Source organism: Myxococcota bacterium (assembly GCA_040387835.1).
GTDB lineage: Bacteria > Myxococcota > UBA727 > UBA727 > JABDBI01 > JAZKCZ01.
This window is the reverse complement of record JAZKCZ010000004.1, coordinates 204200-219992: the sequence shown is the minus strand read 5'-3', so window position 1 is coordinate 219992 and position 15793 is coordinate 204200. Positions and strand designations below refer to the sequence as shown.

The 15793-nt window shown below is 48.1% G+C and carries 17 protein-coding genes and 1 pseudogene; 16 read left to right on the top strand and 2 right to left on the bottom strand.

Translation table 11 applies throughout. From position 1 onward, the window contains the following. Positions 1-2 precede the first annotated feature (2 nt). Together V4534_09000 and V4534_08995 are read left to right on the top strand one after the other, a co-directional pair. Positions 3-374: a hypothetical protein gene (locus V4534_09000; GenBank protein MES2504998.1), complete on the top strand. Its 372-nt coding sequence runs from the start codon at positions 3-5 to the stop codon at positions 372-374. Then, positions 371-1252 carry a 1,4-dihydroxy-2-naphthoate polyprenyltransferase gene (locus tag V4534_08995; protein ID MES2504997.1) on the top strand — a complete coding sequence of 294 codons (882 nt, stop codon included), beginning with the start codon at positions 371-373 and terminating at the stop codon, positions 1250-1252. Before V4534_09000 ends, V4534_08995 begins: the two co-directional genes overlap by 4 nt. Here V4534_08995 and V4534_08990 read toward each other — a convergent pair. Continuing rightward, a complete protein-coding gene (locus tag V4534_08990; GenBank protein ID MES2504996.1) occupies positions 1185-2006 on the bottom strand; it encodes an NAD(P)-dependent oxidoreductase in 822 nt (273 codons plus the stop codon). The genes V4534_08995 and V4534_08990 overlap by 68 nt on opposite strands. Positions 2007-2023: 17 nt before the next feature. Here V4534_08990 and V4534_08985 point away from each other — a divergent pair, with 17 nt between their 5' ends. Together V4534_08985 and V4534_08980 are read left to right on the top strand one after the other, a co-directional pair. Next, a complete protein-coding gene (locus V4534_08985) occupies positions 2024-3181 on the top strand; it encodes a PLP-dependent aspartate aminotransferase family protein (GenBank protein MES2504995.1) in 1158 nt (385 codons plus the stop codon). Positions 3182-3194: 13 nt separating this feature from the next. Next, positions 3195-3584 carry a hypothetical protein gene (locus V4534_08980; protein ID MES2504994.1) on the top strand — a complete coding sequence of 130 codons (390 nt, stop codon included), beginning with the start codon at positions 3195-3197 and terminating at the stop codon, positions 3582-3584. A gap of 6 nt (positions 3585-3590) precedes the next feature. On the opposite strand, the gene V4534_08975 is transcribed toward V4534_08980, so the two are convergent. Further along, on the bottom strand, positions 3591-3965 hold the full coding sequence (locus V4534_08975) for a hypothetical protein (GenBank protein ID MES2504993.1): 375 nt from the start codon (positions 3963-3965) through the stop codon (positions 3591-3593). A 69-nt stretch (positions 3966-4034) separates the two neighbouring features. Here V4534_08975 and V4534_08970 point away from each other — a divergent pair, with 69 nt between their 5' ends. The 12 genes and pseudogenes from V4534_08970 (at position 4035) to mutM (ending at position 15769) form a co-directional block, all read left to right on the top strand. Then, positions 4035-4379, top strand: a complete 345-nt coding sequence (locus V4534_08970; protein ID MES2504992.1) for a hypothetical protein — start codon at positions 4035-4037, stop codon at positions 4377-4379. Between the two features lie 46 nt (positions 4380-4425). Then, positions 4426-4749 (top strand): hypothetical protein, encoded by a 324-nt coding sequence (locus V4534_08965; GenBank protein ID MES2504991.1) that lies wholly within the window; start codon positions 4426-4428, stop codon positions 4747-4749. 47 nt (positions 4750-4796) lie between these two features. Next, a complete protein-coding gene (locus V4534_08960) occupies positions 4797-5675 on the top strand; it encodes a hypothetical protein (GenBank protein ID MES2504990.1) in 879 nt (292 codons plus the stop codon). Between the two features lie 40 nt (positions 5676-5715). Beyond that, the gene (locus V4534_08955; protein ID MES2504989.1) at positions 5716-6096 is read left to right on the top strand and encodes a hypothetical protein; all 381 of its coding nucleotides are present in this window, start codon (positions 5716-5718) and stop codon (positions 6094-6096) included. Positions 6097-6219: 123 nt separating this feature from the next. Next, positions 6220-6570 (top strand): annotated as a pseudogene (locus V4534_08950) (RNA-binding protein). A 139-nt stretch (positions 6571-6709) separates the two neighbouring features. Further along, a complete protein-coding gene (locus V4534_08945; GenBank protein MES2504988.1) occupies positions 6710-7207 on the top strand; it encodes a hypothetical protein in 498 nt (165 codons plus the stop codon). After that, positions 7197-8693: a transcription termination factor NusA gene (nusA, locus tag V4534_08940; GenBank protein MES2504987.1), complete on the top strand. Its 1497-nt coding sequence runs from the start codon at positions 7197-7199 to the stop codon at positions 8691-8693. Before V4534_08945 ends, nusA begins: the two co-directional genes overlap by 11 nt. Before the next feature lie 246 nt (positions 8694-8939). Continuing rightward, positions 8940-11555, top strand: coding sequence for a translation initiation factor IF-2 (gene infB, locus V4534_08935; protein ID MES2504986.1), 2616 nt, complete (start codon positions 8940-8942; stop codon positions 11553-11555). Between the two features lie 2 nt (positions 11556-11557). Then, on the top strand, positions 11558-11869 hold the full coding sequence (gene rbfA / locus V4534_08930; protein MES2504985.1) for a 30S ribosome-binding factor RbfA: 312 nt from the start codon (positions 11558-11560) through the stop codon (positions 11867-11869). 60 nt (positions 11870-11929) lie between these two features. Then, a complete protein-coding gene (ligA, locus tag V4534_08925) occupies positions 11930-13810 on the top strand; it encodes an NAD-dependent DNA ligase LigA (protein ID MES2504984.1) in 1881 nt (626 codons plus the stop codon). Between the two features lie 76 nt (positions 13811-13886). Beyond that, the gene (locus V4534_08920; GenBank protein ID MES2504983.1) at positions 13887-14927 is read left to right on the top strand and encodes a hypothetical protein; all 1041 of its coding nucleotides are present in this window, start codon (positions 13887-13889) and stop codon (positions 14925-14927) included. 20 nt (positions 14928-14947) lie between these two features. Next, the gene (mutM, locus tag V4534_08915) at positions 14948-15769 is read left to right on the top strand and encodes a bifunctional DNA-formamidopyrimidine glycosylase/DNA-(apurinic or apyrimidinic site) lyase (protein MES2504982.1); all 822 of its coding nucleotides are present in this window, start codon (positions 14948-14950) and stop codon (positions 15767-15769) included. Positions 15770-15793: the final 24 nt, after the last annotated feature.

Sequence of the window (15793 nt, the reverse complement as noted above, 5' to 3'; positions counted from 1 at the left end):
GGATGAATTCCATTCGATTTGAGCATATTCCTGAAGTTGGCATCACCAAGACAGAACGCCTCAGCATCGCTCAAGTCTCTGAGCTGTTGGACGAGCCGGGCCGAGAAATGGCTTTTAAAGCCCTGGCGGAAACTGAATTAAGTTTGCAGATAGACCGAAAAGGCGACAATGCAACGATCACGGGCCGGGGTGTGTTTTCTCTGTCGCATCCTTGTGTGCGATGCTTGGAGGAGATTGTGGTCGGTCTTGAGCTTGATATGAACTTGGAACTTGAAAAGCCAGACGTGATCGATTTAACCGAAGTGCTTCGGGAAGAGATGTTTTTGGAGCTGCCCCACTACCCTGCTTGCGAACCGGTTTGCATTTCACTGTGAAAAACTGGCTTTTGGCCGCGCGGCCTAAAACGTTAACGGTGGCCTTAGCGCCTGTCTTGGTAGGCAGCGCCTACTCTTGGCGAGATGGCTTTTTTTCCGCAGAGTATAGTGCGCTTATTTTTGCTACGGCGATACTCATCCAGATTGGTACCAATCTTTGCAATGACTATTATGACTTCAAAAAAGGGGCGGATACTGCGGCGCGTGTGGGGCCGGTGCGGGCGAGCGCTGGCGGTTTGATTTCGCCATTGGCCGTTCGAAATGCATTTATAGGCGTGTTTGCGGTCGCGGCGATGCTGGGCCTGGTGCTGGTTTTTAGAGGCGGCTTGCCAATCTTGGTGATCGGTGTTTTCTCGATTGCTGCTGGGATTGCTTACACAGCGGGACCTTATGCGCTGGCCTATGTTGGCCTGGGTGAGCTATTTGTGCTGATTTTTTTTGGCCCTGTTGCCGTGGCTGGAACTTATTATGTTCAAAGCTTGGCATTTAGCTGGGAGGCGGCGCTGGCTGGCATAGCCCTTGGGCTTCTTGCTTGCGCCATCTTGGTGGTTAATAACTTGCGCGATATCGACCAAGACAAAATCGCTCACAAAAAAACTTTGGCTGTTCGCTTTGGTCGGCAGTTTGCCCATGCGGAGTATGTATTTTGTTTGTTGGCGCCGGCGCTTATTGTCTGTTGGCTGGCAGCATATGGCGCGGCGTTGCTGGTTATCGTGGCATTATTTTTTATGAGAAAAAGCAAGCTCGCCCAGCTCCTGCCGCAGACGGCTTTGTTGGTGCTGGGGTTTGGCATCGTGCTTGCTTTAGAAATTACACAAAAAAGTCCGGAATCAAGTCTGTCGTTCCCGGCACACATGCGTATTGATCAAAATCCGTAATGCCTTGGGATTTTAGGAAATCATCGTCTATCAGCCACTGACCGGTTATTTCACCGCCTGGTGTCAGAAATAAGGCGTGCGCGGCATCGGACACGATGGCCGGTTTACGAGATTTATTCATTGCATCTTCGCCCATCAACATATCAATGGCAGCGGTCCAAATGGCTGTTCTTGGCCATAGTGAGTTCACGGAGATACGCTTGTCGCGAAACTCCGCTGCCATACCCACGGTGCATAAGCTCATGCCGTACTTGGTCATGGTGTAAGCCAGGTTATTTTGAAGCCATTTTGGCTCAAAAGTAATGGGCGGCGATAAATTTAAGATGTGCGCATTTTGCGATTTTTCGAGATAAGGCAAGCAGGCTTGCGAACAAAAAAACGTAGCTCGGGCATTCACGCCCATCATCAGATCGAAAGATTTGGCTGGGGTTGCATCGGTGCTGGTGAGCCTGATGGCGCCAGCGTTGTTTACCAAAACGTCAATACCGCCGAAGTGAATGGCTGCTTTTTGAACAACCTGGGCGATTTGGTCTGTGTCGCGAACATCTAGCTGGAGGGGTAACGCTTTGCCCCCGGCTTCTTCTACTTCTTTGGCCACCGAGAAAATGGTGCCTGGTAATTTAGCGTGTGGTTCGGCGCTTTTGGCAGCGATGACAATATTGGCACCGTCTCTAGCGCATCTGAGTGCGATCTCGCGGCCGATGCCACGGCTTGCTCCGGTAATAAAAATTGTGTGGTTTTTAAGAGTTTTCACGATTAATCTCCTTGATTATGACGCATTCAGAGAACGCTTTCGCGACCCGATGTATTCACGCCGGCCAACATCCTGACCTTGAGACCGGGGCCATCATGACTCCGATCTATCTGTCCTCCACCTATGTCCAAGAATCTCCCGGGAAACACAAGGGCTATGAGTACACCAGGTCGCATAATCCAACTCGAACGGCGCTGCAGGATAATTTAGCTGCGCTCGAAGGCGGCGATCACGGCTTTGCCTTCTCTTCTGGCTGCGCTGCCATGACCACTTTGTTCATGTGTCTGTCGGCAGGTGATCACATTGTGGCAGTCGATGACTTATACGGCGGAACCCGCCGGCTATTAACACAGGTATTTGGCCGCTTAGGCATTGAAAGCACTTTCGTGGATTTGAGTGATGTGAACAAGCTGGGACCTGCCCTGCGAAAAAACACCAAGCTAATTTGGCTTGAAACGCCCACCAATCCGATGCTGAAGTTAGTAGATATCGCAGCCGTATGCCAAATCGCCCATGCTCAAAAAATCCCCGTGGCAGTGGATAATACTTTTGCTAGCCCGTATTTGCAGCAACCTCTAGCGCTTGGGGCAGATTTGGTCGTGCATTCGACCACTAAATATTTGGGCGGTCATAGCGATGTGCTCGGCGGCGCCATCGTGACCAGCGATGCGGGCTGGGCTGAGCGAATCGCATTTGTTTCCAACTCAACCGGAGGCGTAGCAGCACCATTTGATTGTTTTTTAACGCTCAGAGGAACCAAAACGCTGGCCGTTCGCATGAAAGCACACTGTGAGAACACTCAAAAGATCGTCTCATTTTTAGAGAATCATTCTCAGGTCGAAAAGCTAATTTATCCAGGCCTAAAAAATCATCCGCAATACGACCTTTGCCTGAAACAAATGAAGCTACCAGGTGCTATGATCTCCTTTGTAATAAAAGGAGGCTTAAGTAAGGCTAAACAGTTTACTGAATCAACTCGATTATTTCAGTGCGCGGAAAGTTTAGGAGGCGTAGAAAGCCTAATTGGGCTGCCTGTTATGATGACCCATGCATCAGTGCCTTTGGAAGTAAGAAAAGAGCTCGGAATAGTAGATGGATTAATTCGTCTTTCAGTTGGAATAGAAGACCCAGTTGACTTATTAAAAGATTTAGACAACTCTTTTCTCGGTTTATAACAAAGAGGAATTTATGGCTACAGAAAAAACAAAAAATAAAAGAACTTTGGTTTCTTTTAAAGACATCCAAATTGCATATCTTATTGAAGGTATGGATGGCGTTGAAAGGTTATTGAAGGGTAGAAAAAACATTGCCTCTTTGCTTCGCAGAGCAGTTAAAGAGTTAAGAGCTGCCGGCAAGAAGACCGAAACTTTGGATGCTTACATTAATAAACACCACGGTCCTGGTACACGCGGACGTTCGGTGCCTTCTACCGGCCAAGAACGCTTGTACAAAGCCCAGCGCATTCATGCCGGTGGCCCTTTCTTGCGTTTGCCTTTGGCACCGCTTGGAACGGACAAAGGTGGTGTGGTTTTGGTTCGTTTTGAACGTGACCAAATCCTTGTTCGCAATGTTCCTTAACCTACCCTAATCAGCTATCCTGATTTGCTGGCTGCAAAAAGTTTTCAAACTTTTTAGCAGCCATTTTCTTATCCCATTTTCAGGGTTGATTAAAACCACCCGCTTTTGGTGTTTTGCAGCTTCTAAAGCCAAGTGCCTAAGCGCCTGTTCGAAATCCGAGAGCTTGCCGGGCATCCAAAACAAAGAATCTAATATCAACAGATCAATGCCGGGCGTTGCCAGCAACGCAGAACTCATTGCCAAGGCGCCGGTTAAACTTTCGGGTTTGCTTAATAGTAGATCTAGGCCTTCAAAGCCTGAGCCTAAATTGCCAAAAGGATCTAAATACGCAATAATTTCGCCCGATGAGACTTCTTTCAATGCAGTAAATGCCAATGGCATCTCGACTGCACCATGAAATTCCATTAACCAGCAAGCCGGGCCCCCGGCTCCCAATAAGGAATCCGAAAAATGATTCAGAATATTTTGCAAATTAAGCATCAATCCCATTTAGAGCCCTCTGAAGAACTGTCTGTCAGTCTATTAAAAGATAAGGACGGATTTTGGCTCAAAGCCCTTTTAGGAACGTCAAAGCGCGCGCATGAGTTTGTATTCGTCAGCGAAGACGCTGACCATGAGCTGCTCACTGAATATTTCGACGGCGTCTTAACTGAGTTCTTCGCTGCAGACAGACGCGCTTATTTGCCCTTAGACTTCTCCAAACGGACGTACGACGGCAAAGTTTTATGGGCTAAACAAGAATTTAGAGACTTCGAAGCAGAAGAACTTGCGGAAAAATGGTTGGGACTCTCTTGATTTTTTTCTTTGCACCGTGTTTTGATTCCCGATATGGAGAATTCCAATGGATGAAATTGAGTTAATTGCCACTTTTGATACTGATGAAACTTCGAAACAAGCCGCCAAAGCACTAAATAGCTGGTTCTCCTGGATCATGGAAGGCGACCATGAGGAAGATGTTCCTGATCTGTTCGAAGATTTCGGTGTTGCCGCTGACGAATATATTATTGAAAAAGACGAAGCCAATTGGGAAGATGCGCCGGTTGCACGCTCCAGAAGCAACCGCGTGACAATCACCTTGGATTCTGCCAATGCAGTAGATGCGCTAGAAGAGCTATTGGAAGCCTTGGGCGCATACGACGTTACAGTTTCAGGCGAAGAAGAATAATATCTAAGCAACTATGCAAGTGCAGAGCTATGATACAATAGATTTGCATGGCTGAACCAATTCGCCCGAAATCCCCTGAAATGCTTCACGAAGAAGGGCCGGACAAACCTTTGGGCACTGGTTCTGGCTTTTCATCTTTCGACTCCAATGATACCGAGCCCTACAGAGTTTCACCTTCAGAAACACCTGTCGCGGAGCCTAAAAATCCTGGTTGGTTGCAATGGGCAGCGAATTTGGCAACAGCACCTCTAAAAGCTGGCATTGACTATTTAAGCTCTATTAGCGCGCAAGCCAAGCAAGTCGGCGACCTTATCTCTGGCAAATGGAGAAGCAATCAAACGCCTGCGATTGAATATGTATCTGAGGAACATCGATTAAGAAGCGAACTCGGCTCACGAATTCCCAACACTCCTCTTGTTACTGACTCATCCAAATTGGTAAATCCAGAGGATTTATTGGCACCGCAGGTAGCCTATTTCTCAGATAAACCATCTCAGCTCCACCACCAAATCAGCAAAGACTTAAATCGGACAATGATTGTACAAATCAACAACACCCAGTTGCCGAAGGGTGATTTTGATCCGCAGCAATACCATACGCTCATGGGCGATACTGGCGCCACGGTACTGGAAGCGGACAAATACGCTCATCTTCTACACCAAGGCAGTTTCGCCCATGACGTTGGGCTTTTATTCCACCACTTTGAACCTCTGGGAATACACGTCATGCCAGATAGAAATGCTCGAATGGCCATTTCTGTCGCCGGCACAAATGGAATGCTCTCATTCACCAGCGAATGTGGTATCAGATTGACCAGTGCAGAAAATCCGGAAGTGACAATCGCAACGGGTGTATGTAAAACCACCATCCCCGATCTACACCACCCAGATCAGTGGCACAGCGAAACAGCCTTTAAGAAGCTCTAGATTGACTATTTTCTAGATAAGCCTATTTAATAGGCGCGCCATGAAAATTTGGTTTTTTATCATATTAACGCAAGCTTTAACTGCATTCGCCTTGAATCAAGCGGAAGCAACTTATAGACAGGCCGAAAAGCTCGAGACGAGGCTTTTGCTTCCGAAAGCAATTGTTAAGTATCGAGAAGTCGTTGAACAAAAGGACAGGATCTGGAGTAGACGGGCTGCTTTTAGAATGATCTGTCTTATACGCGATGTCCATTTTGCTGCCGGGCGCTCTGAAAATGTACGTCGTAAAGTGGTTTCCTTGTATAAAAGTGTCTTAGCAGACTTGCCTAATTCGAGGCACGATCCAGAACTGCAGGCGGCGCTGCTGCATGAAATCAGGTGGACGCGCCTGGGCCTTACCGCTCCAAAAATGCTTTTTTAGGTTGGTTGGGGCTTGCCAAGCTAAAAACAGTGAGCTAAGATGCCTGGCTGTTAGAACGCTTCATTCGAGTCTGTTGGCATGGTGCTTAACCTCCGGAAGCGGTCCCTATCCCCAGGAGGTGTTATGGGTAAAAAGTTATACGTTGGTAATCTCCCTTTTTCTGCCACAGACGATACATTGGCTCAAGCTTTCGCAGCATTTGGCCAAGTCGATTCAGCTCGCGTCATTATGGACCGTCATTCCGGCCGTAGCAAAGGCTTCGGTTTCGTGGAAATGTCATCCGATGATCAAGCTGAACAAGCGATTCAAAGATTGAACGGCTCAAACCTTGAAGGTAGAGCAATCACAGTTAATGAAGCACGTCCAATGGCTCCTCGTGACGACAGTCGCGGTGGTGGCTACGGTGGCGGCGGTGGTGGCGGCGGCGGCGGTCGCGGTGGAAACCGTGGCAGCGGCGGTGGCGGCGGCTACGGCAGAGATTCTTCACGTTACTAAACCAAAATTGGTACCAATATTTGCCCAGCTCATTTGAGCCTTTGACGTTTAAAACTTGGTACCGGGCTCTTCTGGTTTTCTTTGGAAAACCAGAAGGGGCTGGGCTTTTTATTTTTAAATGTCTGAAAAAGAACCCTTTTTAAAACCCCTAGGCCCCCTAGAACAAAAGATCGCCGATTACGTTGAGCCTATCTTAGCTCTCGAAAACTGCGAACTTGTATCCCTTAAAGTATCTGGACTTAAAGGCAGACCTTGTCTGGCGCTGTTTATTGACCGCTCTTCTATAGAAGAATTGAGCAGTTTAAGTCGCCTGCTCTCTAATGCCTTGGATGTCGGCAATGCCGAAGCCAATTGGTTTGCCGGAGCCTATCAACTGGAGCTTTCAAGCCCTGGCCTCGATAGACCGCTGACCAAAAAAAGCCATTTCACCAATGGCATCAGCCAAATGGCACGTGTCAAAACATCTTCAGGTACCCTGCGCGGTGTTTTGAAAAGCGTAGACCCTACCACAGGAATTTCACTCGAAGTCGACACAGTTTCAAGCCCAATTGCTTGGCATGATATTCGAGAAGCAAACATCATATATACCCCGGAGAGAGCGAAAAATGGAAAGTAGAACAAACTTAGATTTGAAGTCAGTTATTGAGCAAGTTGGTAAAGAAAAGAATATTGAGAAAGAAATTATCATCAGTGCGCTTGAATCCGCGATGCTCTCTGCTGCCCGAAAAAATCTCGGTCCCTCTGCCGATTTGGAAGCTAGATACAACCCAGACGCAGGTGAAGTCGAAGTTTACGAATTCAAAAAGATCGTTAAAGAAGTTTTAAACCCAAGCGTCGAAATCGCTTTCGAAGCTGCTAAAAAATTAGACGCAGGCCTCACCGAAGACGCCCTGGGCGAAGATTTGGGCATCAAGTTGGACTCTAACGAGTTTGGCCGTATCGCTGCGCAAAACGCCAAACAAATTATCGTTCAAAAAGTTCGCGAAGCGGAACGTTCTTTGGTCTACGAAGAATACAAAGATCGCAAAGACGAACTGGTCACCGGCATTATCAGACGCTTTGAAAAAGGCAGCGTGGTAGTAGATCTCGGTCGCGCCGAAGCCATTATCCCAACCCGCGAACAAGTGATGAAAGAAAACATCCGCGTGGGCGATCGCATTGTCGCTTATGTGCTGGATGTTCTCGAAGAAGCACGCGGCTCACAAATCATTCTTTCCAGAACGCACCCGAATGTGGTGGTGAAGTTGTTTGAACAAGAAGTGCCCGAAATCGCAGAAGGCATTGTCAGCATCGAAGCTGCAGCCAGAGAGCCAGGCTTTAGAAGTAAGATCGCGGTTCGCTCAAAGGACTCCGATGTTGATCCAGTAGGCGCCTGCGTGGGTATGAAAGGCGCTCGCGTTCAAGCTGTGGTGCAAGAGCTCAAAGGTGAGAAGATCGATATCGTTCCCTACGATCAAGATGATGCTCGCTTTGTGTGTAACGCTCTTGCTCCAGCGGAAATTACCCGCGTGCTCGTCAACGAAGCCGAACACACCATGCAAATTATCGTCCCCGATGATCAGCTTTCGCTAGCGATCGGACGAAGAGGCCAAAACGTTCGTTTGGCTGCGGAGCTTACCGGTTGGAAGATTGATATCCATTCCGAATCCAAAGCTGCCAAGGAAAGAGAAGACGCACAGTATTCGCTGTCTCAAGTCGAAGGCTTGACCGAGCTACAAATTCAAACTTTGTACAACCACGGTTTTAGAAAAGCTGAAGATATTGCTGGCGCTGATCCTGAACTGCTCAAAGGCTTGCCTGGCATGCAAGAAAACTTGATTGAAATGATTCAAAAAAGTGCTGGTTCTATTATGGCCGAAGAAAAGCTGCCTGTTTCTAGACAGAAAGCAAAATTACTTTTTGCTTTGGAAGCAAAGCCAAGTAGCGATATTAATTTACCCGAACTTAGCGCAGAAGATTTAGAAGTTCTAAACAATGCTTTTTATGCCGATTTAACGGATATCGCTTTAGATACGCCTGACCATCTGGCACAAGTGACGGGCTTTTCGATCGAAAAATCGATCGACTTGTTGAATCAAGCCAAAGAGCAGCTCGGAATTTGAAGTTGATTACTCGTATGTGCATTGCTTGTCGGTCTATCCGTGAGATAGACCAGCTGTGGCGTTTTTATCGCTTAGGTGATGGATCGGTGCAAACGGATAAACTCCATGTCCTAGATGGGCGAGGAGCTTATACGTGCAAAACTATCAAATGTTTTGAACAAGCAATTCATAGAAAAGCTTTCGCAAGGGCTTTTAAAAAGCCAATTTTGGGTATAAGCATTCCAACGGATCAGGAGTTATAAAAGAATGGCGAAAGTACGGGTACATGAACTAGCTAAACGGTTTGGCCTCTCAAATCAGGAGTTACTGAACAAGTTGGCGGTTAAGGGCATCGTCGTGAAATCGCATTCGAGTAATATCGACGAAGATCAAGTCGCAAACGCCTTGCAAGGTGGCGTCGACACTTCTGCCAAGCCCCGAACGCTTCTCAGACGTCGTAAAGACGAGCCCGAAGAAGTTGTTCCTGCTGCGGTTGAGCCTGTTCGCGAGCCCGTGCAAGAAGTATCCGCACAGCCTCAGTTTCAAACACCTACTGCACAGGCGCCATCTGAATCTGCTCCAGCTGTCAGAGCGCCCGTGACACAGGTTGCCACAAACGCTCCTGCCGCTCCAGCGACAGCGGCTGTTAACGCTCCTGCTGCGCCAGCAGGCACCGCTGCAGCGCCCCTAAAACCCCCTTTATCAGCACAAAACGTTGTGCGCGTGATTGATCCAAACGCCATCAGGGCACGACTCGCTGGCGAGAATCGTTCATTCAGACCAAGACCGCCTATGGGTGGCCCGCGTCCGGGACCATTTACTCAAGTTCGCGAAATTCGCATTGGCGCCCAGCCACCCTCCGGTGGCCCATCTGGCCCCGGCGGCCCTCCACGTCCAGGCATGCGCCCAGCCAAGAAAAAAGGCGGCACATCTTTCGGCGGAGGCCATAACAAAGATCAGCGCTCTGAAATGGGTTCTGGTGGTTATGAACTCTGGTCGAACTCTGGCAAAAAACGCCGTGGCGTTCGAAAACCTGGCAAAGCGACTGTCTTAACGCAAGCCGCTGCTCATAAACGTGTGGTCGAGCTTTCAGGGCCGATTACTGTTAATGATCTAGCGCATCAAATGTCTGTAAAAGCAGGCCAATTGGTCACCAAGCTGATGAGTATGGGCATGATGGTTACGGTCAATCAGCCGATTGATCCAGATACCGTCTCTATTATTGCCAGCGAGTTCGACTACGAAGTTAAAAATGTGGGCTTTGAAGAAACCACGTTGCTCAAAGGCGTGGAAGATACTTCTGAAAATCTCACCTCCAGGCCCCCTGTGGTTACTGTCATGGGTCACGTCGATCACGGTAAAACCAGCGTGCTGGACGCTATCCGTCAAGCCAAAGTGGCAGCAGGCGAAGCTGGTGGTATCACGCAGCATATTGGTGCTTATACCGTTCAAACCGCGCGCGGCCTGGTCACTTTCCTCGATACACCTGGCCACGAAGCATTCACCGAAATGCGTGCTCGCGGTGCTCAAGTCACCGATATCGTTATTTTGGTTGTGGCCGCTGATGATGGGGTGATGCCTCAGACCATCGAAGCCATTAATCATGCTAAAGATGCGAAGGTTCCGTTAATCGTTGCCATTAATAAAATGGACTCCGGCAATGCGAAACCAGAACGCGTCTTGCAGCAGCTTTCTGAACACGGCGTTGTCGTAGAAGAATGGGGCGGCGATACCCAAGCATTTAAAGTATCGGCTTTGAAAAAGACCGGTCTAGACGAGTTGTTGGATGGTATTTTGACTCAGTCCGAAGTGATGGAACTCAAAGCCAACTACGACAAGCCAGCCATCGGTGCTGTTATCGAAGCGAAGCTCGATAAAGGCCGTGGTCCTGTCGCAACCGTATTGTCCGAAGGTGGCACTCTGAAACAAGGCGATTGCATTGTTGCAGGCGAGCATTTCGGTCGTGTCCGCGCCATGTACGACTCCACAGGTAACCGCGTGGAATTTGCAACACCTTCAATGGCTGTGCAAGTCTTGGGTCTCTCCGGTGTTCCAATGGCCGGTGATAAGTTCAACGTGGTCGCTGACGATAAAGCGGCGAAAACCATTGCTGACCATCGCGCCATTAAGATTCGTGAACAAGAACTGCTCAAGTTCTCCCGCGTTACGCTGGAAAACTTCTTGCAAAGCTCGCCAAAAGACAAAGGCCAGTCATTGCGCTTGATCGTCAAAGCTGATGCTTACGGTTCTGTTGAAGCTTTGGTATCCTCCTTGAGAGGTCTGTCCACCAGACTGGTGACGGTCGACATCGTCCATTCGGGCGTGGGTACCATCACCGAAAACGACGTCAACTTGGCGCTTGCTTCGAAGGCGATTATCATTGGTTTTAACACCAAGCCAGACAGCAAAGCACACACGCTGGCAATGCAAGAAAAAGTGGACATTCGATCCTACAGCATTATTTACACCATGCTAGACGAAGTAAAACTCGCCATGGCAGGTATGCTCGCTCCGGTATTCGAAGAAAACTATCTCGGTAAAGCCGAAGTACGTGCGGTGTTCCCAGTGGATAAACTTGGCAAAATCGCGGGCTCTTATGTCCTCGATGGTAAGATTATCCGTTCAGGTAAGATCAGAGTCAAGCGTGGTCCTAAGACCATGCACGAAGGCACCATTGCAAGTCTTAAGCGCTTCAAAGATGACGCGAAAGAAGTCACCAATGGTTACGAGTGCGGTATTGGTCTTGATCACTTCGATGACGTGCAAATCGGCGACATTTTGGAATGCTACGAACTCAAACAAGTGGCTGCTAAACTGGACCGTGCGATTAAAGACGAGCCCAAAGTTAAAGCCCCAGCACCTGAGCAAGGAGCACAGGCTTAAATATGTCCATCCGTCCTAAACGCGTCGGGTCTGAGATCCAAAAGGTGCTCTCAGCAAAGCTTTTAAAAACCCCAGCGTTTTTGACGATCCTGGATGTAGAAGTAACGCCTGATTTAAGTGCCGCCAAAGTATTCTTTTCGCTTTTTGGCTCTGACGAAAAATGCCAGCAAACGCTGGTTTATTTGGAACAAGAGAAAAAAGCCTTAAGGCAAGAAATCGGTCGTCAGGTAAAACTACGCCTGACACCTGAGTTAATCTGGATCAGGGACGATACGCCAGAACGTGCTGACCGCATTCATCAACTGCTGAAATAATGCTCCTGACGAATGAAGGTTGCTCATATCTACCGCCACTGATATGGATTTCTGTATCCAATGCAAGACGAAATCCAACAACTCGAAGACCAGATTCGCCAGCATAATCATGCTTATTTCGTTCTCAACGCACCGACTATTTCTGACACTGAGTTTGACAGACTGGTTGAGCGTTTGCGCTCCTTGCATCCCAACTCCCCGGCATTGACCGATGTTGGCTCCGATTTAACCGGCAACCAAAAACGTATCGTCCACAGCAGGCCCATGCTTTCGCTGGATAAATGTTACGATTTAGACGCTTTCACTAAATGGTTTGACAAGATTCAGGGCGATGTCCTTGCCATGCCTAAAATCGATGGCATTGCTTGCGCCATACATTATGATGACGCAGGCCGGTTAAAACTGGCGGCCACGCGGGGAGACGGAGATCAGGGTGAAGATATCACGGCGAATGTCCGCAGGATTGCAGGTATCCCGCAGCAAATCACTTTAAAAAAAATCGAAGTTCGGGGAGAGGTTTATATGACCCTTTCCCGTTTTAGAAAGTTTTATGAAGACGAATTTTCTAACCCTCGCAACTTAGCTGGCGGCGCTCTTAAACAAAAAGAGCCAGACAAATCCGCAGCTTACGGCTTATCATTTTTTGCCTATGATGTTGATGGAAGTGGCCTTGCCACTGAAGTCGAAAAGTTTGCCTGCTTAAAAGCGCTGGGCTTTGACGCGATGCCAGTCGCCGCGCTTCATTCGCCTGATGAATGCGAGCAGGCTTATCTCGATTACAAGGAAAAACGGGCCGAGTTAGATTACGAAATCGATGGTGTGGTGTTCAGAGCCAACAACGTCAGCGAGCACGCCAGGTTAGGCATCACCGCCCATCACCCCAAATGGAGCATCGCTTATAAATTTCAAGGCGAAAGCGCCCATACCCAGCTAACAGATGTCGAATGGTCTGTGGCACGTACGGGCGTCATCACGCCGGTGGCGATTTTTGAACCCGTATGGGTCTCTGGCGCGATGGTGTCTAGAGCTTCTTTGCACAACCTGACTTTATTTAGCGCTTTAGGTTTAAGTCGCAGCGCGGTGATTGAAGTGGTCAGACGCGGGGGCGTTATCCCGCATGTGGACCAAGTCATTGAATCGGTCGGTGAGCCGCTACCCTACCCGCTGACCTGCCCCTCTTGCGGCAAAATGACAGTGATTGAGGGTGAGTTTTTACATTGCCCGGAGCCTGGAGTCTGCCCGGACATCATTGCATCTAGACTGCTACACTTTTGCTCGGTACTGGAGCTTGAAGGCTTTGGCGATAAAATCGTGCGTAAATTAATCGAAGCAGATTTACTCAAAGAACCAGTGGATTTATTCAAACTTACCCTTGAGCAACTGCTTTCTCTGGAGCGCATGGGCGAAACCCTAGCTAAGAAGCTGCTTGCTCAAATCGAGCAAAAGCGCACCATCTCATTGCCTAATTTCCTGACTGCGCTGGGTTTCGACGATTTAGGCCCCACCATTGCAGAGACCATTGCCAATCATTTTGGTTCGCTAGAGCGCTTGCGCCAAGCCAGTTTCGAAGAATTTACGAGCATCTATGGCATAGGTGAGTCTATCGCTCGCTCCATCCCCGCGGGATTTAAGGCCTTTGACAAAGAAATCGACGCGTTGCTTGGGCACATAACCATCGCTAAACCCGTTCAAGCAACGTTTGATAATACGCATCCGTTATTTGGCAAAAGTGTTGTCTTTACAGGCACACTCACGCTGTTGGATCGGAAAGAGGCTCAGAAAAAAGTGCGAGCCGCCGGCGGTCAAACCCCTGCTAGTGTCTCCACAAACACAGACTATTTGGTCGTTGGGGATGGTCCGGTCAGTACCAAGCAGAAGGCAGCTCAAAAATTGGGGGTTCCCGTGGTGACGGAAACCGATTTTGTCAAGATGATGCAATAAAAAACACTCTACTTGACGCGCAAATCGAATATGACACAATAAGACAATGTTAAAATTCGCTATATTTTACATTTTTATGTTTTCAGTCGTTGGTTCTGCGAATATTCGATCTGATTTAGTTAAACCCTTAACTGAGCTATTAGAATTAGGACCTAACCACTGGGTAAAACTGCCGACAAACCCAACCGGAAAGTATATTTACCAACGTGGCCTAAGCGGCGGCACGCTCGAAGCATTAACACTCCTATTCGGTCAAATGGAATCTACGCCTCGCACTGTGTCCTTTGTTGCGGGGATGCATCTATCAGACATTTTCGCGAAAAGCGTTAGTGCTTGGTACGGCCGGCCGTTAATTATTAGAGGACGCACCGACTCCTTCGATAAAACAACTTATTATACCGACATTGAAAATACGGACCTGCCCAAATTGCTACAGGATATCAATTTTAACAAGGGAAAATTCAACTCGATTGGCAGCCGCGCAGGGGAAATTCAGCAAATTTCAACCGGAAATACAATTGAAACTGTCGAAAGCATTGGCATGTTTTTAGGTAAGGCTCATGAAGACTTCCCTGATTGGGCGTTAGGTTACGTCTATTTTTTCGACACAATGCTAAACTTGGGTATCAGGCCAAAAATCGATAGCCGTGGCTATGCGCTCTATCAAGATCTGGTTAGAGCCGGAGCGAATGCGGAACAGCTCATAGCCATTTTCCGCAAGCTAGTGGGCTGCATCTCCTCCGTTACCCTCGATGCCATTGCGCCAGCATCGATGCATGTTTTGATCAACCATTCCAATGATTCAGGAAAGTGCTGCGTAAGCATTAAAGGCCAGTCTTTTTCCGAATGCCAAACCCAAGAATTAATCGAAAAACTACTACAAGAGAATGCTCCTCTATTTTCGGCTGAAGAAATAAGCGATTACGAACTCTGCTCTTCTATCGCTAAAAAGGACCCGACTACCCAAGGCGGTCGTTATTTTTACTCATATGTTTCATATGGTGAGGAACCGGGCGCTCATTTCTATTCCGCTTCAGATATTGGGAAACCTCGATGTAATATCAAGGCGAGCGGTAGCGCCAGATCCTTCTCCTTGTCTCGTGATCAAGACTTATAAATTTTGTGTTATCTTCACGCATGCCCGAAGGACCTGAAGTCGAAACCATCCGTCGCGATATCGAATCGCTAATTTGCGGCCGTCAAATCGTCGATATTCGCCTGAGTGGCAAAGCTTTGCGAACGCCCATATCCCTTAAAAGCTTAAAACCACTTATTGGCCAAACCATTCAGGCAGCCAATCGGCATGGAAAGCTTTTATGGTTGGAGATTAATGAAACCACCGGCGTTTTCTTCCGCTTAGGCATGACGGGCCGCATTCATATACACGAACAAAATCATCCGGGCGAAGCTCATACTCACGTTACGCTGCGATTTGATAATAACGAAGAGCTTAGGTTTATCGACCCCAGGCGATTTGGCTCTGTGGTTCCTTATTTTTCAATCGAAGAAAAAAAAGCCGAATTTGCCAAAATGGGGCCCGACCCGCTCGCGTGGGGTAGCAAGCCTCCGGCCGAAGTCGCACAGAAAATGTGCGAAAGCGCACGCCTGTTAAAAGTTTTGCTGATGGACCAAAAGCTGATTGCTGGCGTAGGCAACATCTATGCCAGCGAAGCTCTATTTTTAGCCGAGCTTTCCCCTTTTAAACGGGGCGATCAAATCACCATCAAACAAGCAACCCGTCTCTTGCAATGCTGCAGGAAAGCTATGCAAACCGCTGTAGATCAAAGAGGGACGACTTTTATGTCCTACGTGGACGGCTTTGGGCGAAAAGGTGATAACCAAAGCAGGCTGTTTGTATTTTCCAGAGCAGGAAAACCTTGTAAAAAATGCCAAACACCTATTAAGAAGTCCATCCAAGCGGGTCGGAGCACTTTTTACTGCCAAAGCTGCCAGAAATAGGGGTAGAAATGATATTGTTAATAA

Bases quoted from the DNA above. Each gene is read 5' to 3' on its own strand.
- infB (MES2504986.1), top strand. From the start codon at position 8,940: ATGGCGAAAGTACGGGTACATGAACTAGCTAAACGGTTTGGCCTCTCA.
- V4534_08980 (MES2504994.1), top strand. From the start codon at position 3,195: ATGGCTACAGAAAAAACAAAAAATAAAAGAACTTTGGTTTCTTTTAAA.
- V4534_08975 (MES2504993.1), bottom strand. From the start codon at position 3,965: ATGCCATTGGCATTTACTGCATTGAAAGAAGTCTCATCGGGCGAAATT.
- ligA (MES2504984.1), top strand. From the start codon at position 11,930: ATGCAAGACGAAATCCAACAACTCGAAGACCAGATTCGCCAGCATAAT.
- V4534_08985 (MES2504995.1), top strand. From the start codon at position 2,024: ATGACGCATTCAGAGAACGCTTTCGCGACCCGATGTATTCACGCCGGC.
- V4534_09000 (MES2504998.1), top strand. From the start codon at position 3: ATGAATTCCATTCGATTTGAGCATATTCCTGAAGTTGGCATCACCAAG.
- V4534_08945 (MES2504988.1), top strand. From the start codon at position 6,710: ATGTCTGAAAAAGAACCCTTTTTAAAACCCCTAGGCCCCCTAGAACAA.
- mutM (MES2504982.1), top strand. From the start codon at position 14,948: ATGCCCGAAGGACCTGAAGTCGAAACCATCCGTCGCGATATCGAATCG.
- V4534_08920 (MES2504983.1), top strand. From the start codon at position 13,887: ATGTTTTCAGTCGTTGGTTCTGCGAATATTCGATCTGATTTAGTTAAA.
- V4534_08965 (MES2504991.1), top strand. From the start codon at position 4,426: ATGGATGAAATTGAGTTAATTGCCACTTTTGATACTGATGAAACTTCG.
- V4534_08960 (MES2504990.1), top strand. From the start codon at position 4,797: ATGGCTGAACCAATTCGCCCGAAATCCCCTGAAATGCTTCACGAAGAA.
- V4534_08970 (MES2504992.1), top strand. From the start codon at position 4,035: ATGATTCAGAATATTTTGCAAATTAAGCATCAATCCCATTTAGAGCCC.
- rbfA (MES2504985.1), top strand. From the start codon at position 11,558: ATGTCCATCCGTCCTAAACGCGTCGGGTCTGAGATCCAAAAGGTGCTC.
- nusA (MES2504987.1), top strand. From the start codon at position 7,197: ATGGAAAGTAGAACAAACTTAGATTTGAAGTCAGTTATTGAGCAAGTT.
- V4534_08955 (MES2504989.1), top strand. From the start codon at position 5,716: ATGAAAATTTGGTTTTTTATCATATTAACGCAAGCTTTAACTGCATTC.